This is a genomic window from Alcaligenes sp. SDU_A2 (assembly GCF_038237375.1).
In the GTDB taxonomy this organism is placed as follows: Bacteria; Pseudomonadota; Gammaproteobacteria; order Burkholderiales; family Burkholderiaceae_B; genus Alcaligenes.
Window position 1 is genome coordinate 589212 of record NZ_CP151273.1, and the last position, 23920, is coordinate 613131.

Here is a 23920-nt window from a genome sequence, read left to right on the forward strand (position 1 = left end):
TGATTAGTTAGATTGATTAGGGGATGTCGCGTCCGTGGCCAGTGCGGCCAGGTTCTGCTCGACGGGATTCGAAATGGCATGTTCTTGCAACTGGCGCGCGAACGAGCTTGCGCCGGCGGCCGTGCCCGGCCGTGGTGTGGATGTCTGCCAGGGTGTGGCCGGTGCGTTGGCATCGCCCTGCACCGGCACGTTGTTTGCCAGTGTCGCGTCGTAGACGTTGTCCAGCACCGGCGGATGGCCGTGCAGGCCGGTTTGTACGGGCTGGTTACGGACCATCAGCTCGTGGACATGGCGCTCGGCTTGAGACTGAGCCACTGGATGGCGTACGTAGATCGTGGGGTCCATGCCCAAGCCGGCATGGTTGTCCGACAGTTGGGAGTCGCCCAGGTCGTTGAGCGTACGAGCACCGATGCGGGCCAGGGCGTCCTGTGTTTCGCGTTCCAGTTGCCCGGCCTCGACGGCCGTTTCCACATACACGATGGGGTGCAATGGGATGCCCAGATTGACCACAGGGTGGCCGATATCGTCCGGGAACCATACGCTGGGCGGGTCGGTCAGCATGCGTTGATCGCGCAGGATGCTGTCCAAAGGACGGTTGAAGTCCGTAGCCGGTTGCACATCCCGCGTTGCAGGCGGAACCGGCAGTGGCGGCAGCGGTTCGGCGCGCGAGATGCCGGTGACCTCGATGGTCAGCGTGGCATAGGCAGTGCCGCCGTTGCCGTCGCTGATGGCGTAGGTAAAGACATCGCGGACGGTTTCACCGGCGCGCAGCGTCTTGGAGGCTTGCTGGTCGGCCACGTAGGTGTAGGAGCCATCGGGGTTCAGCACCAGTGTGCCGTAGGTGCCAGTCAGGGCCGAACCCACATTGCCGGTGCCTACCGCGTCGGTCGAGCCAGCCTGGCCGGTGACCACGCCAATGACTTTCAGAGGGTCGCCGTCGGGATCGGAGTCGTTGCTTTGGATCACGCCCTGGCTCGAACCCACCGTCAGGGTGGCGTCGGCCTGGACCGAACCACGATCCGGCTGGGCGACGGGGGGCGGGTTGGCGATGGTGATCTGGACGGTCTGGCTGGTCGTGCCGCCCTTGCCGTCGTTGACGGTCACCGTGACGGTGTAGACGCCATCGGGGTTACCTGGGGTCTTGCCCTGGCTGGCGTCCTTGTCCGGTGTACCGGAGATGATGCCGGTGTTCGGGTCCATGACCAGGCCGGGAGGCAGGTCGGTGGCCGTGTAGGTCAGAGTGTCGTTTGTATTGACGTCCGTAAAGCCGGTGGATGTATCGATCGGCGTAATGGGCGAATTGTCCACGCCCTCGCGGGGAGGCAGTGGGGCGACCACGATCGGGGCATCGTTGGGGCGGGAGACGGTGATGGTCAGCGTGGTGTAGGCGGTGCCGCCTTCGCCGTCGCTGATGGCATAGGTAAAGGTTTCCGTGCCGCTCTGGCCTTCCAGCAAGGCTTTGGCCGCAGCCTGATCGGCAATGTAGGTATAGGTGCCGTCGGGGTTCAGGGTCAGGGTGCCGTAAGTGCCGGTCAGGGCCGAACCCACATTGCCGGTTACTGCATTGATATCGGTGCCGGTGATCACGCCGGTCACGGTCAGCGCATCGCCGTCCGGATCGGTGTCGATGCCTGCGCCGCCCTTGCCGGTAATGACGTTGGCACCCACGGAACTGCCTGCCGTGACAGCATTGGTATCGGCAGTGGCCACGGGTGGCGGGTTGGTGATGGTGATCGTGATGGTCTGGCTGACCTGTTCGCCTTCCTGGTCGGTCACGGTGACGGTGACGGTATAGGTGCCGTCCGGATTGCCTGGGGTCTTGCCCTGGCTGGCGTCCTTGTCCGGCGTGCCGGAGATGATGCCGGTGTTCGGGTCAATGGTCAGGCCCGGTGGCAGGTCGGTGGCGGTGTAGGTCAGTGTGTCGCCGGTATCCACATCCGTAAAGCCTGGGGCGGTGGGGATGGGGGTAATAGGCGTGTTATCCACGCCGCTGGACGGTGGCAGTGGCTGGCTGACTACAGGCGCTTCGTTCTGACCGTTGATGGTAATGGTCAGGGTGGTGTAGGCGGTGCCGCCTTCGCCATCGCCAATGGCGTAGGTAAAGATATCGGTGCCGGTCTGGCCTTTACCCAGGGCCGTGGCGGCCTGCTGGTCGGCCACGTAGGTATAGGTGCCGTCGGGGTTCAGAGTCAGGGTGCCGTAGGTGCCGGTCAGGGCCGAACCCACATTGCCAGAGCCTACAGTGCCGGTTACTGCGTTGATATCGGTGCCGGTGATCACGCCGGTCACGGTCAGCGCATCGCCGTCCGGATCGGTGTCGATGCCTGCGCCGCCCTTGCCGGTAATGACGTTTTCGATGCCTGTGGATTGGCCGGCATTGACGGTGTTGGTGTCCGCCACCGCCCCTGGCCCGGGGTTGGTGATGGTGATCTTGAACGTTTGATCGACGGTGCCGCCTTTACCATCGTTCGCAGTAACGGTAATGGTGTATACGCCGTCGGTCCCGCCCTGGCTGGCGTCCTTGTCCGGCGTGCCGGAGATGATGCCGGTTGCCGTATCGATAGTCAGGCCGGATGGCAGGCCGGTAGCACTATAAGTCAGCGTGTCGCCGGGGTCGACGTCTTTGAAACCACCCGCCGTGGGAATGTCCACAATCGCGGAGGCGTCCACACCGGTTTTGTCGGGCAGGGTACCGACTGTGTCGGGCGCATCGTTCTGGCCGTTGATGGTAATGGTCAGGGTGGTGTAGTCCACGCCGCCATTGCCGTCGGAAATAGCGTAGGAAAATACGTCCTCCACTTTTTCACCGGCTTTCAACGCACGTAGTGTGTCGTCGTTGTTGGCGGTGTACGTATAGGTGCCGTCGGGGTTCAGGGTCAGGGTGCCGTAGGTGCCGGTCAGGGGTGTGCCTACATTGCCTGTAACCGTGTCGATATCAGTGGCCTCGCCGATGACCACGCCGGTCACGGTCAGTGTATCGCCGTCCACGTCGGAGTCGATGCCCTGGCCGTTTTTGCCGGTCAGTACATTGGCAGTGTCGGTCGTCGCGCCCGGCAGTACCGTGTTGGTGTCGGGTTGCGCGACGGGTGCGTCGTTGACGCTGGTAACCGTAATGCCGATTTTATGTGTTTCGTTGGACCATGACGTGGTCGGTCCGAGCCCTAACTGGTGCCTGGCGTTGGCACTGTTGCTAGTGTCCATGGTAGAGCTGCCGTCGCCGGCACGGATGATCAGCTTGCCGGGTTCGCCATGGAAATTGGCGGCGGGTACGAAACGGATCTGCGCCGAGCTGTTAAAGATCAGGGCCGTGTTGTTGCCCAGGCCGGCAGTAGGAATGGTGATCCAACTGCCGCCGTCCTGGATCTGCCATTGTCCCTGGCTTGCATCGTAGCCGTCCGAGCCGACGATGGCGATGTAGCTGAAGTCCGTGCTTGTGTTGCCGCCATTGGCCGCGCTCTGGTCGTCGCGCGCATCCGAGTAGCCGAAATCCAGATCCTTGATAGTCTTAGGGGTGGACGTCGTATCTTCAGCCACGGAGTCCAGGCTGACATCTTTGCTGATGGTGGGCCGGTCGTTCTGGGACGAGACGCGCACCTCGAAGCTTTGCTGCTCGACCCCTGCGGTGCCGCTGCCGGGCAGGGCAGTATCGGTCACCTTCATGCTGATCGACGCGCCCAGGCCGTTCGGCTTGGCAGGATCGGTGTGCAGATCGGCATTGGCCTGGAATTGCAGGTTTTTCAACAAGGCATTGATATTGGTCTTGTTGCCGACCAGTTTGTAGGTGTCGCCGACCTTGGCGATCTGGACGCCGTCCTTGGTCTGGGGCAGGCTGCCGGTGACATTGGCAAAGCTCAGCGTGCCTTGGGTGGCGCTCAGCTCGACCGTAAACTGGCTGCCGAAATCGTCTGTGTCGGCAATCTGCAAGAACTGGCCGTTCGTGTCTTTGACCAGCGTTGCCGTGTCTTCGGTCACCGTGATCGGGCCATTTCCCACGATGGTGGGTTTGTCGTTGGTGCCCGAGACGTTGATGTCTTTGGTGGCCTGATGGATGTTGAACAGGCCGGGCAGTGTGCTGTCTGTGGCTTGCCAGGTGCGGCTGCTGTCCACAGTGCTGACGCCGTTGGGCGAATTGCTGTCTGGGTTGACCAGGCCGCCGTTGGCTCCGCCGGTCAGCGTGCCGGTATTGGTGCCGGGATCGACCTGGTGGTTGCGGTCATCCACGATGACCTGCAACTTATAGGTCGCGTTGGCATCGCCGGAGAACTTGGCCTGCAAGGAGGCCAGTTTGGCATTGATTTGCTCAATCGTGCCGAACAGCTCCACGAAGCCGTTCTCGACCGTGCTGTCGTCTGTGCCCAGACGGAACTGGATGTCCTGGCCGTCGTGGGAGGTGACGACTGTGCCGTGCGCATCCGTAAAGCGGACGACGACGCGGACCTGCAGATTGGTATTGTTGGCCGTTCCCTGGATGTCGCTCGTGTCCGCAATGCCGCCGATGTTCAGACCCACGAAACCGTTGCCGCCCAGATCGACCTTGCCGCCGATCGTGATGCCGGGTTTGTCGTTGACGGGGATAACCGTAAAGGCGATGGATTCGCTGACGACATTGGCGCTGGCCGAGTCCGCCAACTGTGTATTGTCCTCCTGGACGCTGACGGTAAGGCTGGCCGGGCCGTGGTAGTTGGCCTGGCCCTTGAAGGTAACACCGGCATCCAGCATGGCTTGCAACTGTGCGTGGGAACCCTGGAACACATACTTGCCGTTGCTGTCCGAAATCAGCCTTGCGCCGCTGGTGTTCTTGAAGCTGAGGGTGCCATTGCCTGCTTCCAGAGTCAGGCGCATTTCGCTGCCGAAGGTCGTGGACTCGACATCGGTAATGACAATGCGGTCCTTCTCGGCGCTGAACTCGTAGCCCACATCCTCGTATACCTCGGTCGGAGCCGGCGGCAGGGTGATGGTGGAGGGGTTGTTGTGCCGGCTGGCCCACAAGTCCACGGTGCGGGAGCTGATGTTCTCCGACCCGGTTGGAACTGTGGCGGAAGCCCAGTCGTACTTTTGGTCGTCGATGGGCTTGGGCGGCAGGGTAGGCGTGCCGGGTTGATTTCTGTCGCCGCCGTTGGCCTTGCCGGTCAATTGGCCCTGCTCGTTGCGCAGGCGGTCATCGGCGATGATTTCCAGCTTGTACGCCTTGTTCTGGTCGCCGTCGAATTTGACGCTCAGGGTCGACAGGGCATTGTTGACATCGGCCAGCTTGCCTTGCAGCACCAGATAGGTGCCATTGCCGTCCCTGCCTGCTACGATCAGCGACGAGCCCGCGCGCAGCGCAAGGGTCACGCCTGTGTAGTCGGTAATGGGTGTGCCGTTGCTGTCTTGCAGACGTACCACGACCTGCACGAAGTCTTCCACCAACTGGCCGCCGTCGTTCAGATCTTTGTCGCCGACGGATATGCCGGGCACAGGCGTTGGGTTGTTGGCGTCGGTGACGCGGATGGGGCCGCCCGGCAGGGAGACGGTCGGGGCATCGTTGGTCGGGCGGGAATAGATGTGAAATTCCGTGCCCGGCAGCTCTTTAGCACCGTCGGCCAGGGTAAAGACGAAACGGTCTATCGGTCCGCTTTGGTTGGCCGGTACTTCACGGCCCATGTGTGCGTAGTGAATGCGACCATTGTTCACGTCGTCCTGGGTAAACGACGAACCTACGTCCAGGTAGGTGATCGAACCATCGGCACCTTTGTAATACAGGCGGCCCTGGGCGGGTTTTTCGGTAATGGTGTATTGCACCTGGCGGGCCGACGAGTCCGGGTCGTAGGCGTGCAGATTGCCTGATCCGATCTGGATGGAGCCGCCCTCGTCCACGGTCACAGGCTTGTTGCGCCCCTGGTTGTCGCCGGCGGGAGTGCTGGCCTGATTGTTGCCGTCGTTGTAGTCGGTTGTGCCACCGGAGCCGAGCTGGCCGGGGCCGGGAATGCGGGGGCCGTCATTGGTGCCCACGATTTCGATGTTGACCCTGGCCAGGCCGCTTTCGGCACCACGATTGTCGATGGTCTTGATATCGAAAGAATCGGCGGTGTTTTCTTTGCCGTCATGGCTGTACTTCAGGCCGCTGCTGCCATCGGCATGGACTTTGAAAACGGTCTTGTTATCGATGTCTTGCTGGGTTACCTGACGGGTGACGTTGTGCTCATCGGTATAGGTCAGGAAGCCGTTTACCGGCAGGCGCGTAATGATGTAATGCAGTGGCCGCTTTGCGTCGTGGTTCACCGCCATGTTCTTGTTGGGGTCGTTCGGGTCCAGCGCGCCGTCAAAGGTTTGGCCTTCGAACTTGGAGCCGCTGTTGGCGTCGTCCGCATCGGAAAAGCCGACGATGCCCAGATCAATCACTTTATCCTGCGTGCCTTCCTTGATCACCACGTGCTTGCTGCCGCCGATTTCAGGGGCGTCATTGACCGGGGTGATGTAGATGTCGTAAGTAAAGGGTGCATCGGTCACCAGACCCGTGCCGTAGCCGGGGGCCGAGACTTGCAGATTCAGGCGTGCCAAGAAGTTCTCGGAACCGTCGTGCTTGAAGGTGATCCGACCCTGGTTGATGTCGTCCTGGGTGAAGGTGTCGTATTGATCCAGGGGAACGCCGTCGCGCATCAGCATTCCGTTCCAGCCATTGCCCCACTGTTCGCGCAAGGCGGCGTCTGCGCCAAAGCCCAGGCCCAGAATCGTGTAGATGATGTCCTTGGGGGGAATGTCAAAGGTCTTTCCGCCGGGCAGCGTGACCGTAGCGGTATGCAATAGGGTGTCGTTGCGGATCTCGACCGTTCCGCCTTCGGGTACGGTAGAGCTGCCTACGTTAGCCAGGTCTTTGCCGCTATGGCCGATGTTCTTGTCAATGTCGGGGGTCACGCCGTCAATGGCATCCGTCGTCCCCTTGCCCATATCGGTGTTCAGTCCGATATGAAAGCGGTGTTCCGTCAGGGTGGCATTGGCACCGGGACCGTCATAGCTGCCGCCGGGACGGGTATAAGGCTGGCCGTTTTCATCCCAAAAAACCGAGACGGTGTTGTCCACCACATTGAAGCGGAAGGAGTCGGTCCAGTCGGGTGGCGTGTTTGCGGCGGCGGCGGAGGTCTGGACGAACTGCACGCGTCCGGCATTGATGTCGTCCTGGGTGAAGGTTGCGCCTACGCCCAGACGGATACGCGACCCGTCCACGGTCAGCACCAGTGCGCCGTGCTCGGGCAGTTGGGTGACGACATAGGTAATCAGGCCAGGGGCTGTGTCGCTGTCGGCAAAGGCCAGCAGGTTCTGGTCCAGGGTCAGGGTGTAATTGCCATCGGTCTGGCCTGCCTGGTCCACGACCGAGGGGGCACCCACAGGCTGGGAGCCGGCATTGACCGTCAGGCTAGGGTCGTCGTTGATGGGACGCACGGCGATGTTGACATCGCTGGTGGCCCTGCTGATCGCGGCTTCGCCGGCCCCGCCGCCCGAGTCTTCGATGGTGATCGAGAACGTCACGTTCTGGCTGCCTGGCTCGCCCGCGTCGGCCTGGTAGGTCAGCAGAGCGCGGTCCGCATAGTTGATGCGCTGGCCGGCAACGACCTTTTGGCCATTGAAATACAGTTCGCCCCTGGCCGGCAAGGAGTTGATCGTGATGAACATCGGGTCATTCGGGTCGCCGCCGTGGGTGGCTGTGATGCTGCTGCCGACCGACGCAATATCCTGGGCATTCCAGGGCTGGCCTTCCCGGGCTACTGCATCCCGGCCCGTGATCACGACAGGCTGGTTGACTGGAATGATGTTCAGATTGACCGTCAACGAGGCCGAATCGGCCTGCGGCGTGGCGCCGTCGTTGGCGCTCAGCTTGAAGGTGTCGGACAGGTTCTGCGCATCGCCCTTGGCGGTGTGGACATATTTGATCTTGCCGTCCAGCACGTCCTGGTGCGTGAAGATGGAGCCTTCGCCCAGGCGCTTGCCGGTCAGGGAGGCGGCGTCGCCGGTCAGGATCAGATAGCCGTGCTGGCTTTCGGCCTGGATGCGGTAAATGATTTGCTCGGGCGACTGCGCCCCTGCGTTGACTTCGCGGTCAACGGCATTGAGCAAGGTGGCATTCAGCGTGGTGATACTGCCTTCGACCACGTTGCTGGTGACGGTGTCGGTGGGCTGGCCTTGGCCGTCTTGGAACTGCACCGGCGCGTTGGTCGGGTTGATGTTGACCTGAAGCGTGGCGGTGTCCGACTTGCCGCCGGCGTCCACGCGCACGGTAATCATGGCAGAGACCGCATCGGTGCCGATCTCATGGTTTTGTGCGGACTGGAAGCGCAAGTTTTGCAGCCAGGCGTTGGCGTCGGCTTGCGTGCCGGTAAAGCTGACCGATGCGCTGTCTCCATTGAGCGTGCCCAAGGCGGGCTTGTCGATGCTGACCGTGACGGTTACCGGGTCTGTTGCCCCCACACCGGAAACGGACAGCCAATCGAGGCGAACCGTGTCCGCATCGGGTTTATTCAGCGGGCTGTGCTCGGCAACCTCCAGCAGTGGCGGTGCTTGATTGTTAATGACAGGGTTGGACTGCGGCGCGCCAAAGGCCCGCAGCGCTGGAGTCTGCTCGTTAGGGGCCGGATTTTCATTGGGCTGCGCGGCTGCGGCCTGGCGGTTCTGATCCGGCTCGGCCTGGTGATCGGCGGTGGCGACCATTGCGCCGTCAAACAGCGTCCGGGTTTCCAAAGCCAGCAATGAGCTGCGAGCTGAAAATAGTTGTTTCTTTTTATTTTTGAATGCAACTTGGCTGGGGCGACGACGTTGAGTCATAACGGAAATAGGTCCACGGTAAGAGTGCGTGCGACCGCAGCGTCTGAGCGGGGACTTAGCCCGGACAGAGGCGCGGATGGGCCGCGTAGCGAGGGGACAAAGTAGTCATATGCTTCGACCGGGGGCCTATTCCTTAATTACAAATTGAATAAGTCCCCGTCAGATGGGAAGCAATTATTGCATTTACGAAGCCGTAACTTACAGGAAGATGAACGACATTCCTGTGTCATTCATTTCAAATTGAAACATAAATAATTGCAAATTTACGATATTTTCGTCTATTTTTATCTATCTTTCAATAATTGCTTGTTATATTCGCTTAATTTCTATTATTTGTAATTAAACGCGAAGACGGAAAGCGGGTTTTTCTTTGCTTTAATTGACGTTTCAAATCGCCATTTGTGGCTTTTTGTTTCGTCGTTTAGTGGGTGGATGTATCGTCAGCGTCAGGCAGGTATTCCAGCAGATCGCCAGGCTGGCATTCCAGAACCCGGCATAGTTTTTCTAGTGTTTCAAAGCGTATGCCCTTGACCTTGCCGGACTTGAGCAAGGATAGATTCTGTTCGGAAATGCCGATTTCCTGGGCCAGTTGGCGGGCTTTCATTTTGCGCAGAGCAAGAACGACGTCCAGGCGGATTACGATGGTCATAGTGTCAGACAAAACGGCTGTTTTCTTCGCCGACCCGGGCCGCTTCCACCATGACCCAGGACAGCACCCACATAAACATACCCAGGCTCAGGAGCATGATGTCGCTCAGGTTCAGGATGATGATATGGATTTGGCGCTCGGGTGGGTTGGTGGCAGTCAGGGCAAGGGCGGTCAAGGTTTTGGAAAGGGGAAAGGTAATGCCAAAGCCGGTGACCAGACTGGCAATGCTGCGCAGGCGCATGGCATTGAGCAGCGTCAGCACATGACCGTGCCGGAAGCTGTCGAGCATGTGCCTGGCGTGGTTGATGCTGCGGATCAGCAGCAGGGCGGGCACCAGTGTGATGACAAAACCCACCAATCTGTACAGGGGAGAGGTATTTAGCCAGTGGGCCTGTTCTGCGGGCAAGTCCAGATAGGTTGTCAGATCTGGCAGAAACTCGCTGCTTGGCAGCCACAAGCCAATGCTGCCCATGCCCAGAAGGATGCTGATCAGCAGGAAAAACCAGCGCGCCCAGGTCGCAACGTGTGTAATGGTTTGCTGTGAGCTGCCTGTCAGGCAGGCAGTGGGGGGCCACTCGGGAGGGGGTGAGGGGCAGGGCATATGCAGGTTCCAGAAAGCCATGGTGCGAATACCTTCTTGCTTCTTGGTCAGCCCAGGGCAGGAGGGGATCGTTATCGCGCCCTTGCGAACCGGGTGTATTGTTAGATAAAGCTATTGTTTTCTTCGATGACTCGCGCCGCTTCCACCATTGCCCAGGAAAGCAGCCAAAGGAACAGGCCCAGACCCAACAGCATGACATCCGGAATAGCCAGGTAAAGGGAGTGGATTTGTTGTTCAGGAGGGTTGTTGATGGTTAGGGCGAAGGCAATGACCGCAGAGGACATGGGGAACGCGACGCCGAACGCAGCCACCAGTCCGGCGATGCTGCGCAGGCGCATGGCATTGAGCAAAGTCAGCACATAGCCGTGTGTAAAGCTGGCCAGAATGTGGCGCGCATGGCTCAAGCTGCGCAGTAACAGCAAGAAAGGTACCAGGGTAAAAACAAAACCGACCAGGCGATACACCATAGACGTATCCAGCCAGCTGACTTGTTCGGGGGTGAGCGCCAGAAAGGCGACCATAGCGAGCATGAAGTCTTCCTGGGAGAGGGTAAAGGTTGACTCCAAGGCAAGATATATAGGCGATGTGCTCAGGCTTTGGATGAACTCTGGAGAGAACTGCAAAGAGGTCATCAGAGAGAGAAAAAAATCTTTCTGAGGAATCCAAAGGCCAATGACGCCCAGCCACAGCAGGGCGCTGATCAGGTATAGCAACCAACGGCCCAGGGTTGCGGCGCGTGCGATGCGCTGCTGCGGCCGGCCGGTCAGTTGTATGCCTAATTGAGTTTCAGCGGTGGGAAGGAACGAGGGCATGGGTGTTCTGTCTGGAGAATGTCGAGATAGAGCCGCGTAGCGATTGTATGCGTAAACTTATTGCATCACAATAAATTTTTAACGCATGATGTGATTGCAAATCGGTGCTCTGTCTTTGTTCTTTTCGGCTTGCAATTGCAGCGCCTGGGACGCTGGCGGCGTTGGGCTTACGTATAATAAAGAGCCTTCCTAAGCCTGGTTGCTTGCCGGGCTTTTTTCTTTTCAGCTCTCTGTTTCCTGGTCTCGCCTTATGGCTGTGCAGCGCACTTTGTCTGGTTCCGATTCTTCCGATGTTGTGGCCGTATCGCCGGGTTTGCTGCTGCAGCCGCAGTGGCTCGATTACCCGCGTCTGGAAGGAGTGGCGCGCCAGCTTGCAAAAAAAGCCCGTTTCGAGGACCGTCAGGCCATCCGTCGTCTCTGGCTTAAAGCCTGGCGCTTGCCCCAGGATGCGGCGTTTCTGAATCAAGTCATCGCCGGCGAACTGGCCTTGCCACAAGCAGATGTGCATTTGCAGGCCCGGGGTGTGCCGGTGATTGTTGTGCAGTGTCTGCGTCTGCTGTTCCAGATGAGCGAAGCCGGCTTGGATGCGACCCGATTTGCGGCCTTGCGCGCCGATCTGGTCGAACGGCGTGCCGAGCTGGCCGGTGCGATTGCTTCCCAGGCGCTGGTACCCAGCGAGCCTTGGCCCGAACAGGAGCGCGCTGAACGGCTAGAGACCTTGCTAAGCGCTTGGCGCAGTTTGCCGCACGCGCAGGACTATCTGTGGCGTTTGCAGGCCGAGCGCCGGGATCAGGCCCAGCGGCACCAGCGTTGGGAGCAGGCCAGGCAGGAGCGCGAACAGGCGCGCCAGCGCGAGCAGCAACAGCAGCAAAGCAAGCTGGAGCAGGCCAGGGATCGCTTGGCGCAGTGGTTGCAGGAGCAAGGATTTACGCCGGGGAGTGTGTCGGTACGGGCATTCGAGGCCTTGCAGTCGGGTGAGCCGGCTCATTGGTTCATGACAGTGCATGGCCGCAACGCCAGTGCCGCCGTGCTGGCGCAGGTCTTTGATCTGCCCCAGGAACAGAAAGACATCTTGCTGCAGGCTCAGGCCCAGCGGGAAGAGCGGCTGCGCGAGCAACGTCGCCAGCGCTGGGCCTGGGAGCAGGAGTGCGTCGGGCCTGAACAGGTGATGGCCTTGCTGGGCATTACGCGTCAGGAGTACGAGCACTGGCTGGCAGATCGGCGTCTGCCCAGCGTGCGGCTGGAGGAGCGCGGCGCGGCCCGCAGTGGGCGCGCGCGCGTGGCACATCATCCCGATTTATTGGCCGCCATCGATCAAGAGCAGATCGAGCAATGGCGCACGCAGTTGCAGGCAGGTCTGAATGCGCGAGATCGGGCGCAGTACGAGCGCGCGGCCGACCGGGCGCGCACGCAGTGGCGCCAGCAGCAGGTGCTGGGCCGCATCGACCTTCAGGAGCAGTGTCGGCACGAGTCCGATCCGGATGACGCACAGCGCCTGTGGTGGCGTAAAGATGTGTGGCTGCCTGTGGCCGTGCCGGTCGCCGGCCAGGTACAGCACTGGCGCGCCAATGTGGGCATGCAGGCTGTTTTGCCCTTGCCACGCACGGGCGCAGAGCTGGATCGCCTGCCGGCACGGGTGGCGGTGCTGTTCAATCAGGCTGCGCAGAATCGCTTGGCGCAACGTCTGACCGATGCCCTGGATGCGTTCTTGCAGGCGCAGCGCCCCTTGATCGATGGACAGTCTTTTCTGGAGCTGGCGCGTGCTTTGCGCCAAGCCTTGGAAGAGGGGATAGCGCAACCCGACATCGAGGCAGGCGATTTTGAAAAGCGTCTGGTAGGCGGGCCGGTGCGACGCATCCTGGAATCGGTAGAGCGCCAGCGCGCCCAGGATCTGTTGCGTCTAGGCGATTTTCCGCAGATGTTCAGCCTGGCCCGGGGCATACGCCGACATTTGGTGTTTCGCCTGGGGCCGACCAATTCGGGCAAGACGCACGAGGCGCTGGAGGCCTTGATGGAGGCGCGCTCCGGGGTGTATCTGGCACCGCTGCGTCTGCTGGCGATGGAAGTACGGGATCGCTTGATGGCGGCGGGCATTGCCTGCAATCTGGTCACCGGCGAGGAACGTGTCATGGTGCCGGGGGCTCAGCATACGGCTTGCACCGTGGAGATGATGGACCCGACCCACGAAGTGCGGGTGGCGGTGCTGGACGAGATCCAGATGCTGCAGGATGAGCAGCGCGGCTGGGCCTGGACGGCGGCGCTGGTGGGCATGCCGGCGCGCACCTTGTTTGTGTGCGGCGATCCGTCCGTTCTGCGCCCATGCGAACGACTGGTGCGGGCGATGGAAGAAAGCATGGAGCTGGCCTTTACCGAGCGCAAGACCCCGCTGGAGGTCATGGCCCATCCGGTCGATGCGCCGCGCGCCACGCGCGGTGCCGATCGTGCTCGTCAGGCCCCGCCCTGGCGCGGGCGCAAGGACCGTCAGCGCCAGACCCAAGGCGTGGCCAAGGGCGATGCGGTCGTGGCCTTTACCCGCAAAGATGTGTTGACGCTCAGCGCCCGCTATCGCGCCCAGGGCCTGAAAGTGGCCACGATTTATGGGGCTCTTGCTCCCGAGGTGCGGCGTACCGAATCCGAGCGTTTTTCGCAGGGACATGCCGATGTATTGGTGGCGACCGACGCCATAGGCATGGGACTGAATCTGCCCATACGACGTGTCATTTTCTCGACGGTGCATAAATTCGATGGCCGCTCCATGCGGGCGCTCAATGCGACCGAAGTGCGTCAGATTGCTGGCCGGGCGGGTCGTTATGGTCTGTATCCCAAGGGCTATGTGGGGGCAATGGACCCACACGATCTGCAGCATGTACGCGCTCAGTTGCAGGCCGACACGCCCGCAGTGGATTTGCGTCTGCCGATTGCGCCCGGTCCCGACCATGTGCAAGCCTTGGCCGAGCTGCTGGACAATCAGAATATTGGTGCCGTATTGCAGTATTTTGCGCAGAAAGTCGCTTCGGACAGCCCGTTGTTCCAGACGGCCGGCCTGAAGGATGCCATTGAACTGGGGTTTTGCGTGGACCGTCTGGCTCCACGGCTGGATCTGCGCGAGAAGTTCATTTTTGCCTGCGCGCCGGTATCAGTCGACAAGGATGCGGAACTGGACTACTTCAAGCGTTGCCTGGCCGCCTATGTCGCCCAGCGCCCTCTGGCTCTGCCGCCCGCGCCGTCCTGGCTTAAATCGGCCAGCCCGTCGCGGCTGGAGGATGCGGAACTGCTCAGCAAGCAGATCAGCCTGTATGCCTGGTTCAGCATGAAGTTTCCGCAGGTGTTCGATCAGGGGCCGTGGTTGCCGGCCCAGCGCGCCGAAGTCAGCCGCTTCATCGAACGCAGCCTGCTGCACCAAAGCGGTTTTGGCCAGACCAGCCGGGAGGCATACGGTACGCCGGGTATGCAGCGCCGCGCTTGACGATACCGGCATGCGTTCCGGACAATTTAGCCTGAGCCGTCACGTGCTTGCCGGCATTGCGCCCTAAAGCCGGACGGATTGCCGTCAACTGCGTGAGTCGGCATTTTGTATGTATTACGCCCTGTTTTTGCTGAGCCGATTGTTCGATGACTCTTGTTTCCCCCTCCACCCTTGATCTGGATAACGATGCCTTGCAACAGGAGGCGCAGGCTTGGGTGATCCGCATGAAAACCTCGTCGCTGACCGCGCGGCAGGCACGCGAGTTTCGTCGCTGGTGCGCGCGCAGCCAGGCACATGCCACGGCGTTTGCGCAGGCCCGCGAAGTCTGGGACACCTTGCCCCAGATGCGAGAGCAGTGGACGCAAGAGTTTCAATCACGTCAGGGGCACAGTGGACACAGCCCGACGCGGCGTGCCTTTCTGGGTGGCGCGGTCGCTTTGGGCACACTTTATCTGCTGGCCCGTCCGCCCATGCAGTTATGGCCCAGCCTGGCGGATTTGCGGGCCGACTATCACACGGGTGCGGGCGAACAGCGCCGCGTAGAAGTGGCCGAGCATACCTGGCTGGACATGAATACGCGCACGCGTCTGAATCTGCGCGATACGCCGCATCAAGGCCGCTCTGTGCAATTGCTCGATGGCGAGATCGAGGTGCGGCAGGCCGAGATGTCGGCCGGCGCTTTGACGGTTTTTGCGGGGGCGGGGTCTATTCAGGCGTTCAATGGCCGCACCAATATCCGTTACCTGAGCGGCGAGGTCTGTGTTACCTGCCTGTCGGGCGGGGCGTTGGTCGATTATGCGGGTCAGCGGCAGACACTGCAGGCCGGGCAGCAGCTTGTGTATGGCCGTCGTCCCCTGAGTGCGCCCCAGGCCTTTTCGCCGCAGCAGGAACCCGTATGGCGCCAGGGCCGCCTGGTGTTCGACAATGCGCCGTTGGCGGCCGTGGTGCGCGAATTGAATCGCTACTGGTCGGGCCGTCTGATCCTGACCGACGAATCCCTGGGGGATCGCCGTGTGACCGCTGCTTTCACACTGGACCGCCTGGACCAGGCCCCGGAGTGGATAGCTAAGACCTACGGAGTCGACTTGACCCGTCTGCCCGGTGGCATCCTGCTACTGGGGCGCGCCTAGGTTTGTCTGCCGCCACCAGGAATGTTGTTTCCTCGAAATCCGCCCAGATCTTTCCCAGCAATGCTTGATGAGGTAAAAAAAGCCACTCCCGCAGGAGTGGCTTTTGTGCCGCGTTCAGGTGTCCGGAGTTTTACTCGGCAGATGCCAGTTCATCCTGCTGGCGGCTGACATGCACCATGGCGATGCGGCGCTGGCTGACGTCAGTAATCTCGAAGCGCAGGCCATCGGTTTCCACCACCGCGCCCACTTCGGGCAGAGAGTCCAGACGCTCCAGCAAGAAGCCGGCCACGGAGCTGAAGTTACTGTCTTTCTGGAACAATTCTTCGGCGTCCATGGTCTGGGCCAGCAGCAGCAGATCCGTGCTGCCTTCCACTTGCCATAAATTGGGACCGATTTTCTGGATGGCGGGCTGTTCGTCCTCGTCCGGAAATTCGCCGGCAATGGCTTCCAGGATATCGATAGGGGTCAACAGACCTTCGATGGCCCCATATTCGTCCGTGACCAGCACGAACTGGCCGTTGGACTGTTTCAGAATGGCAATCGCGCTGAGCACATCGGTGTGCTCATGCACGATGATGGGTTCGCGCAGGTCCGGCCATTGTTTGATCTGCGCGTAATTGTCCAGATCGGCCAGCAGATCCTTGGCGCGCGCCACGCCCACCACCTGATCCAGTTGGCCTTGGCAGACGGGCAGAAAACTGTGCGGGGTGGAACGTAGCTGTTGGCGCAAGGTGTCGGGTTCGTCCTCGATGTCCAGCCAGGTAATTTCCTGGCGCGGCGTCATCAGCGAACGGATGGGACGCTCGGCCAGGGTCAAGACGCCGCTGACCATATTGCGCTCTTCGGCGCGAAAGGCTTGCTCCTCGGATTCGACCAGTTGTTCGTCCTGGCCATCTTCTTTGCGCATTTCGCGCTTTTGCGTGCTGAGCATGCGCAGCACGGCCTGGGCGGTGCGGTCACGCAAAGGGCGGCGTGATTGCGAACGCAGGTCGCTGCGGCGTGCGATCTGGTTGAAGAACTCGATCAGGATGGAAAAACCGATGGCGGCATACAGATAGCCCTTGGGGATCTTGAAGCCCAGGCCTTCGGCGGTCAGGGTCAGGCCTATCATCAGCAAAAAGCTCAGGCACAGCACCACGACCGTGGGATGATTGTTGACGAAGGTGGTCAGCGGCTTGGAGGCCCAGATCATCAGGGCAATGGAGATGATGACGGCGGTCATCATGACCGGTAGTTCGTCCACCATGCCCACGGCGGTAATGACCGCATCGAGCGAGAACACGGCATCGAGCACCACGATCTGCGCGACCACGACCCCAAAGCTGGCATAGGCCTTGTTGCTGCTGGCGTGATGGCCGCTGCCCTCCAGGCGTTCGTGCAGTTCGCTGGTGGCCTTAAAGAGCAGGAACAGGCCGCCCAGCAGCAGGATCAGGTCGCGGCCGGAGAAACTGAGCGGGCCGATGGAGAACAGCGGCGTGGTCAGGGTGACCAGCCAGGAGACGATGGTCAGCAGTCCCAGGCGCATGATCAGCGCCAGCGACAGACCGATCAGGCGGGCGCGGTCGCGTTGCTCGGGCGGCAGCTTGTCGGCCAGGATAGCAATGAAGATAAGGTTGTCGATGCCGAGAACGATCTCAAGCACCACCAGGGTCAATAAACCGACCCAGATACTGGGGTCGAGTAGCCATTCCATAAGGGTGTCCTGTTAGACAGAAGAGGGATATTGCGAAGTAATCGTGCGGGATGCGCAGCAGGCGCGCCAGGTTCAGGCGCGTGGCGGGCGGCGCTCGGGCGTGAATTCGCAGGAAATGGCGGGTAGGGAAAGGAGGATGAATGCTGGCGGCCAGGCGTGCCGCCAAGGAGCGCGCCCCAGACTGGGCAGCGGTGTGTCGGCGTGGTCCACGTAGTCCTGCATGGCGGTTTCAGCCATTAAAGAGGACAGATTCTGTAAGGAGGCTAACCACTGCACGCTGCTGCGGTCGGCGGGCGCAACCTGACTGACCTCGTGGCGGACCAAGGCAGAAAGGCCGTCCTGGACGGTGGCCTGGTAGTGGGCGCTGTAGGCCTGGAAGGGAAGAATGAGCAGTAAGACGACGACGAACCAGCGTCTCATAGTGTCAGGGCTAAGTCAGAAGTGCCCCAGTATATCGTAAGCCTGCCCGATGCAGGCAAGCAGCACGGCCAGATACTGGCCGTGCTGCTTGGCTTTAGGACATCTGGCCAAAACGGCCGGCATTGAAATCGTTGATGGCCTGGACGATTTCCTGTTGGCTGTTCATGACAAAAGGACCGTAGCCCACCACGGGCTCGTCGATCGGCTCACCGCTGAGCAGCAGTAGCTGTACATCGCCGTTGGCTTCCAATCGCACTTGCGTGCCTTGTTGTTCCAGCAGCACCATCTGGCCTTCGCGGGCAATGGTCTGATCATTGATCTGAACCGTGCCGCCCAGTACCACCAGGCCCGTGTTCCAGCCTTCGGGCACAGTGAAGGTCACATCGCGTCCGGCGGTCAGTTTGACATCCCAGACCTGCATGGGCGTGTGTGTGCTGGCCGGTCCTGTGTGACCCTGGTAGTCGCCGGCGATTACGCGCACCTGACCGGCCTGGCCGTCCAGGGGGACGACGGGGATCTGCGCATCCAGAATGGCCTGATAGCGGGGCGGCGTCATTTTGGCGCTGGCGGGCAGGTTGACCCATAACTGCACCATATGCAAAGTGCCGCCGTCGCGCGCGAAAGCCTCCGAGTGGTATTCCTCGTGCAAAATGCCGGCACCGGCGGTCATCCACTGCACGTCGCCCTTGGCGATGGTGCCGCCCTGGCCCGTGGAGTCGCGGTGCGAGACTTCGCCGTCGTACACAATGGTGACGGTCTCGAAGCCGCGATGCGGATGCTGGCCTACGCCGCGCCGAGGCGAGTTGGCCGGAAACTGCGCCGGACCGGCATAGTCCAGCAGCAGGAAGGGGCTGTGCTGGGTGGCATCGTCGTGATAGCTGAACAGGGAACGGACGGGAAAGCCATCGCCGACCCAGTGGGGTTGGGGGGCGTTCAGAACGCTGCTTACGTTTTTCATCGCATATTCCTGTCAAAAAAAATTCTATATATCAAAGGATAAGCCTGAAAAAGGCACTTGATTAGCCCCCCTTGGCGCAAAACTGTATTGCTCTTTTGCATGCCTGTCCGGCCTGCAATTTGTAACCAATATTGCAGGCGCATGCTGCAGGCTCGGGCTACGATGTGCGAAATTTTTAAAACAGGGAGCGGCATGGGCCAGGCTTTTCAGGCGTTGACCATCTGGCAGGTAATGGGCGTGGGGCTGTTGTTTTTCGGCGGCATCTACCTGCTATTCGCACTGGGCACCTTGGCGCTGACAAAGTGGCTGTTGCCGGCCCTGGGTTGGGGGCGGCCGCTGGACACCCGGCCGTTGCGTCCCGGTCAATTGCGTCGCGAACTCAAGCAGTCGGGGTCAGCGATTTTGATCTTTGGCCTGGGGATGATTTTCCCCTGGGGCCTGCTGCAACTGGGGTGGGCGCAGTTCACGCCCAATGCCGGCGCAGGCCGCATCGCTCTGGAAATCCTGGTGTTGTTGATCTGGAACGATGTGCATTTCTGGGTCAACCATCGCCTTTTGCATACGTCGTGGCTGCGGCGCTTTCATGGCCCGCATCATTCGTCGGTCGTGGTGACGCCATTTTCGACCTACAGTTTTCACCCCATCGAGTCGCTGATGCTGGGCAATGTGATTCTGTTGCCTATGGTGGTACACGATTTCAGTTTCTGGTCTTTATTGTCGGTGCCGCTGTTCAGCCTGTTCTTTAACAGTATCGGCCATTCCAACTACGACTTCTTCCCGACTGTCTCGGGTGGCAACTGGCTGGCGGCCAGCCGCCGACACCAGCTGCACCATGCCCGCTACAACGGCAATTACGGCTTTCAGTTCACTTTTATGGACAGGCTGTTTCGCACGCGCCTGCCGGAGCGCCCGCCACAGGCTGGGGAGCCGCAAGCATGATGGCCTGGCGGCTGCGCAACCGGCGCGACGTGCAGAGTCTGGCGTATCTGCTGGCCTATCCAGTGTTGGTCGTCGCTTTGTGGCGTGGCGGTTTTTCCTGGCCGCTGTACGGACTGCTGCTGTTTTTGACGCTAGGCGTGGGTGTCATCAACCATAACCACCATCATCTGCGCATGTGGAGCGCCCGCCTGCCTAATCGGCTGACCGATTTCTGGCTGACAGCCCTGCAGGGGCATCCGGCCTGTGTGTTCTGGCCCGCGCATGGCCGCAACCACCACCGCTACAAGCATGGTGAACAGGATGCGGCCCGCACCTATCGATTCCGTCGTGGCGACACCAATGACACATTGGGGTGGCTGATGCATCCTTTCGAGGCCGTGCCGGCCCTCTATCCCATGATTTTTGCCTGGCTGGGCCGTTTGCGCCGCTACCGGCCCGGCGTCTGGCGCTACTGCATGGCGCAGTACGGTGTGTGGCTGGGCTGTTGGGCCTTGGCTTTGGCGCTCGATCCGGTCAAGGGGTTTTTGTATGTGATCCTGCCGCAACTGCATGGTTTGCATTGGTTGCTGACCACTAATTATCTGCAGCATGCCCATGCGGATGGGCGTCCCCAGGCCCGTCAGGGGGCAGTCCTGGCCTATGCGCGCAACTTTGAAGGCCTGGTCAATCCTTTGCTGTTTAATATCGGCCTGCATGTGGCGCATCACGAGCATTCGCGCGCCCACTGGTCGGCCTTGACGCGGCTGCACGCGAATGAATACCGCGCCCGCACGCCGGCCGCCCTGAATGAAGGCGGCCTGATTTCCTATATGTTGCGCGTATTCGTGGCAGGACTGTTTGTACCGGCCTGTCGCAGTCAATCTTTCATGTCCGCCGGCAGTTCCGAGCGTCGGCGCGACTCTGTCTAGTCAGGAGTTTTTTTCATGCCCGTGGCCTTTGAGCAGGTCGTTATCCATCAGGCGCAGTTCTTCATGCCGGGCGAACCCGTGGACAACGAGTCCATGGATCGCTTCATCGCGCCCTTGAACCGCCTGTCCGGGCGCATCAAGCAGCGCATCCTGGCCGAAAATGGCATACGTCAGCGTTACTACGCCATCGACGAGGACGGCACGACACGCTGGAGCAATACCGTCATGGCCGCCAATGCCGTGCGCGCCTGCCTGCAGGAAGCAGGGCTGCCGCTGGGGGAGCTGGGCTTGCTGGCCAGCGGTTCATCGGGGGGCGACTTGTTGATGCCAGGTCTGGCCAATACCGTGCAGGGCGAGCTGGGCGCGCCGCCGCTGGAAGTGCATTCGGTGCATGGCATCTGCGCGGCCGGCGTGACGGCGCTGCAGGCGGTGGCGCAGGGGATAGAGCTGGGCGCTCACCGGCACGGCATGGCCGTGGCCAGCGAAATGCCCTCGCGTCTGTTTCGCCGCTCGCGCTTTGCCTCGCAGGATTATCAGGCAGATTTCGACTCTCATTTCCTACGCTGGATGCTGTCGGACGGGGCGGGGGCGGCTTTGCTGAGCCACCGGGACGAGGTCCTGCCCACCGCGCAGCCTGGCGTGCGCTTGCGTTTGCGCTGGATTCACCAGAAGTCGTTTTCTGGGGATTACCCGGTTTGCATGCAGTTGGGCGCAGGGCGCGAATCCACGCGCAGCCACCTGGATTACGACTCCTGGGCACAGGCCGAGCAGGCGGGGGCCTTGTCCCTGCGTCAAGACATACGCCTGTTGCCGCATCTGTTCGACATCGGTATTCACGAATATGTGAAGCTGGTGCGCGAAGGCTGGGTGGACCCGGCCCGCATCAGCCACTTCCTGTGCCATTACTCGTCCGAGAAGTTCATGCCTGTGGTGGCGGACCTGCTGGAGCAGGCCGGATTGGGCATTGCGCCCGAGCGTTGGTACAGCAATCTGCGCTGGCGCGGCAATACCGGGGCGGCGTCCATTTTGATCATGTTGGCCGAGTTCCTGCGCGAACGGACGTTGCAACCGGGCGAGCAGATCCTGTGCTACATCCCCGAATCGGGCCGCTTCATGACGGCGTACATCCTGCTGGAAGTAGAAGCCTGCGATGCGCCGGCTGCCGCCCTGGCCCGTCCTGCCGCTGCGGCGCATGCCCAGGGCGGCGATGCCCAGGTGGACATCGCCCCGCCGCACGATCCCGCTGATGCCCCCGAGGGGCTGCGCGATCTGCTGACGCGCCTGGCACCGATCTGGCACGATTACCGCTCGCGTGTCTGGCGCACGCCGTTGCTGCGCAGTCTGCACGATGGCTCTATTGCGTTGGCGGACTACCAGAAATGGATGGCGGACTGGATTCCCCAGGTTCGCGAGGGGGCCAAGTGGATGCGCGAAGCGTGCGATTCCTTGTCGCCAGCCTATGCGCCACTGGCCGAACTGATCCGTCTGCACGCGGGCGAGGAACAGGACGACTTCAAGATTCTGTTCGACGATTACCGGCAGGCTGGCGGTGCGCAGAGCGACATGGCGCAACTGGCCCGCAACCCAGGCGGCGAGGCGCTCAATGCCTATCTGCACGCTTTGGCTGCCAGCCGTGACCCAATTGGTTTGCTGGGCGCGATTTACATTATCGAAGGCACGGGTCAGCGCATTGTGCCGGCGTTACTGCCGCTGCTCAAATCGGCGCTGGACTTGGAGCCGTCCATGTATCGCTTCCTGCATTATCATGGGCAAAATGACGAGCACCATCTGGCGCGCTGGCTGATGGCCGTGGAGCTGGCGCTGGATTGCGATGATACGGGCCGTGCCGAGCAGGTCATCGTCGAGACGGCGCGCCGCACTGCCGCTCTGTACCTGATGCAGTTTCAATACGTGAAAGAGTCATAAGTCATGGACCGTCGCCCCGAATTTCTGAGCCAAACCCACGACCCCCAAGACCCCAATCCCTGGCTGGCTCTGTATCTGGATCGCAGCACGCCCTTGCCCGATCCGGTCAAGCAGGCGTGGTTGGCCGATTCCAGTTCGTCCTCGCGCCAGTACTTGTTGCCGTTTTTGCGCCCCTTGGCACGGCTGATGATTATTCTGATTCAGGTGGTCAAGACCGTTTTGCCGCGTTCATGGTCGCATTCGGGCCTGTTGCATCGCATTCTGGTGTGGGGCCTGAAGCGTTTTGTCTCGCCCGAGGCCAATTGGCTGATTCTGCGCCATTTTCACCTGGGCTCCCAGGTGCTGGCCTTTATCTCGGCCAACTCGCCCACGCCGGTAGCCACCTCGCCGCTGACGCCGATGAACCTGGATGAACTGCGCGACCACACCTTCGTCAAGCACGATCTGAACCTGTTCAATTTCGTGATCCGGTTGAACGAGGCGCTGCGGGCCGAAGGCAAGGAAATCGGGCCACCCGCCAAGGTGGATTTTTCCATGATCCAGCCCGTGCCGCTGGAGCTGGCCGACATGCCGCAGGGGGCGCTGAACAAGATGGACCTGCAAAGCGCCATCGAGCTGTTCACGCCTCTTTACCAGCTATTGCTGACGGATAACGACTTCTGGCGGGCAGCCAATTCCCTGCAACTGGACGAGACAGTGGGCATTTACACCGCCCGCATTTTGCAGGCTCCCGAACACCTGATACTGGTAAATAATGGCCACCCCCTGGTGCCCATGTCCACCTTGCGGGCAGGATACCGCCTGGTGTTGCATGGGCTGTCCACCGAAATGCTGCACAGTCTGCTCAGCCGCATGAAGCACGAACAGCAGCAGCCGGGCGCATCGGTGTCTGATACCGCTGCGTAGCCGCAGTATTATTGTTGTTCATTCTTGTGTTCAGGTGGCAGCCATGTTTGCCTATGTCGGACTGCGTACGGCTCGTTTCGAGACTCCCTTGGGGGCGATGCGTCTGGTGGCGGACCCACAAGGCGCGTTGCTGCGCCTGGACTTTGAAGAGCAGTCCGTTCATGGGCTGGCGGCGCAGCAAGTGGCCGGTCTGGTTCAGGACCCATCGCTGCTAGCGCCGGTGCAACTGCAATTGCAGGATTATTTCGAGGGGCACCGTCGGCAGTTCGATCTGCCTATAAACCCCCAGGGTACCGAGTTTCAGCGGCAGGTCTGGCAGGCCCTGCGCACCATTCCTTATGGGCAGACCTGGACGTATGGCCAGATGGCCGAGCACCTGGGCCGCCCCAAGGCGATGCGGGCGGTCGGGCAGGCATGCGGCCTGAACCCCTTGTGCGTCTTGGTGCCGTGCCATCGTGTGCAGGGAGCCGATGGCGGCCTGACGGGGTTCAGCTCCGGTTTGCATCGCAAAGCGACACTGCTGGATTTCGAGCGCCGTGTACGCGCTACCGGGCAAGGGCATATTCACGACAGCCTGCCCAGCCAACTGGATTTGTTCTAGCACAGCTCGGGCGGTATTCCGTACCCAAATCGACAAGCCGCCGTGCACAGAATCGCAAGTCCGGCGGCGATCTCCTTCCTATACTGGCCCCATCAGAATCACAACCATTCCGTGT

The 23920-nt window shown here is 61.0% G+C and carries 14 protein-coding genes; 7 read left to right on the plus strand and 7 right to left on the minus strand.

Features of this window, described 5'->3' with window-relative positions:
* Positions 1–3: 3 nt before the first annotated feature.
* The 4 genes from AADW57_RS02725 to AADW57_RS02740 all read right to left on the minus strand — a co-directional run bounded on the left by AADW57_RS02725 (position 4) and on the right by AADW57_RS02740 (position 10858).
* A complete protein-coding gene (locus AADW57_RS02725) occupies positions 4–8682 on the minus strand; it encodes an Ig-like domain-containing protein (RefSeq protein ID WP_341668526.1) in 8679 nt (2892 codons plus the stop codon).
* Positions 8683–9217: 535 nt separating this feature from the next.
* Positions 9218–9445, minus strand: a complete 228-nt coding sequence (locus tag AADW57_RS02730; RefSeq protein WP_341668527.1) for a helix-turn-helix domain-containing protein — start codon at positions 9443–9445, stop codon at positions 9218–9220.
* 4 nt (positions 9446–9449) lie between these two features.
* Positions 9450–10067 (minus strand): DUF2975 domain-containing protein, encoded by a 618-nt coding sequence (locus AADW57_RS02735; protein ID WP_341668528.1) that lies wholly within the window; start codon positions 10065–10067, stop codon positions 9450–9452.
* 80 nt (positions 10068–10147) lie between these two features.
* Positions 10148–10858 carry a hypothetical protein gene (locus AADW57_RS02740; RefSeq protein WP_341668529.1) on the minus strand — a complete coding sequence of 237 codons (711 nt, stop codon included), beginning with the start codon at positions 10856–10858 and terminating at the stop codon, positions 10148–10150.
* Positions 10859–11108: 250 nt separating this feature from the next.
* Between AADW57_RS02740 and AADW57_RS02745 the strand changes: the two genes are divergently transcribed.
* A complete protein-coding gene (locus tag AADW57_RS02745; RefSeq protein WP_341668530.1) occupies positions 11109–14324 on the plus strand; it encodes a helicase-related protein in 3216 nt (1071 codons plus the stop codon).
* Between the two features lie 146 nt (positions 14325–14470).
* Positions 14471–15454 carry a FecR family protein gene (locus AADW57_RS02750; protein ID WP_341668531.1) on the plus strand — a complete coding sequence of 328 codons (984 nt, stop codon included), beginning with the start codon at positions 14471–14473 and terminating at the stop codon, positions 15452–15454.
* Positions 15455–15584: 130 nt separating this feature from the next.
* Here the strand turns inward: AADW57_RS02750 and AADW57_RS02755 are convergent, their stop codons facing one another.
* The 3 genes from AADW57_RS02755 to AADW57_RS02765 form a co-directional block, all read right to left on the minus strand.
* Positions 15585–17147: a TerC family protein gene (locus tag AADW57_RS02755; RefSeq protein WP_341668532.1), complete on the minus strand. Its 1563-nt coding sequence runs from the start codon at positions 17145–17147 to the stop codon at positions 15585–15587.
* 72 nt (positions 17148–17219) lie between these two features.
* Positions 17220–17567, minus strand: a complete 348-nt coding sequence (locus AADW57_RS02760) for a hypothetical protein (RefSeq protein WP_341668533.1) — start codon at positions 17565–17567, stop codon at positions 17220–17222.
* A gap of 94 nt (positions 17568–17661) precedes the next feature.
* Positions 17662–18525, minus strand: a complete 864-nt coding sequence (locus tag AADW57_RS02765; protein ID WP_341668534.1) for a pirin family protein — start codon at positions 18523–18525, stop codon at positions 17662–17664.
* Positions 18526–18717: 192 nt separating this feature from the next.
* Between AADW57_RS02765 and AADW57_RS02770 the strand changes: the two genes are divergently transcribed.
* The 5 genes from AADW57_RS02770 to AADW57_RS02790 are packed head-to-tail and all read left to right on the plus strand — an operon-like array spanning position 18718 to position 23805.
* Positions 18718–19464 carry a sterol desaturase family protein gene (locus AADW57_RS02770; protein ID WP_341668535.1) on the plus strand — a complete coding sequence of 249 codons (747 nt, stop codon included), beginning with the start codon at positions 18718–18720 and terminating at the stop codon, positions 19462–19464.
* Complete coding sequence (locus AADW57_RS02775; RefSeq protein ID WP_341668536.1) at positions 19461–20372, plus strand: fatty acid desaturase; 912 nt, start codon at positions 19461–19463, stop codon at positions 20370–20372. The genes AADW57_RS02770 and AADW57_RS02775 overlap by 4 nt, the downstream gene beginning before the upstream one ends.
* 15 nt (positions 20373–20387) lie before the next feature.
* Positions 20388–22298, plus strand: a complete 1911-nt coding sequence (locus tag AADW57_RS02780; protein ID WP_341668537.1) for an iron-containing redox enzyme family protein — start codon at positions 20388–20390, stop codon at positions 22296–22298.
* Between the two features lie 3 nt (positions 22299–22301).
* Positions 22302–23204, plus strand: coding sequence for a DUF6999 family protein (locus AADW57_RS02785; protein WP_341668538.1), 903 nt, complete (start codon positions 22302–22304; stop codon positions 23202–23204).
* 43 nt (positions 23205–23247) lie between these two features.
* A complete protein-coding gene (locus AADW57_RS02790; protein WP_341668539.1) occupies positions 23248–23805 on the plus strand; it encodes a methylated-DNA--[protein]-cysteine S-methyltransferase in 558 nt (185 codons plus the stop codon).
* The last annotated feature ends 115 nt before the right edge of the window (positions 23806–23920 follow it).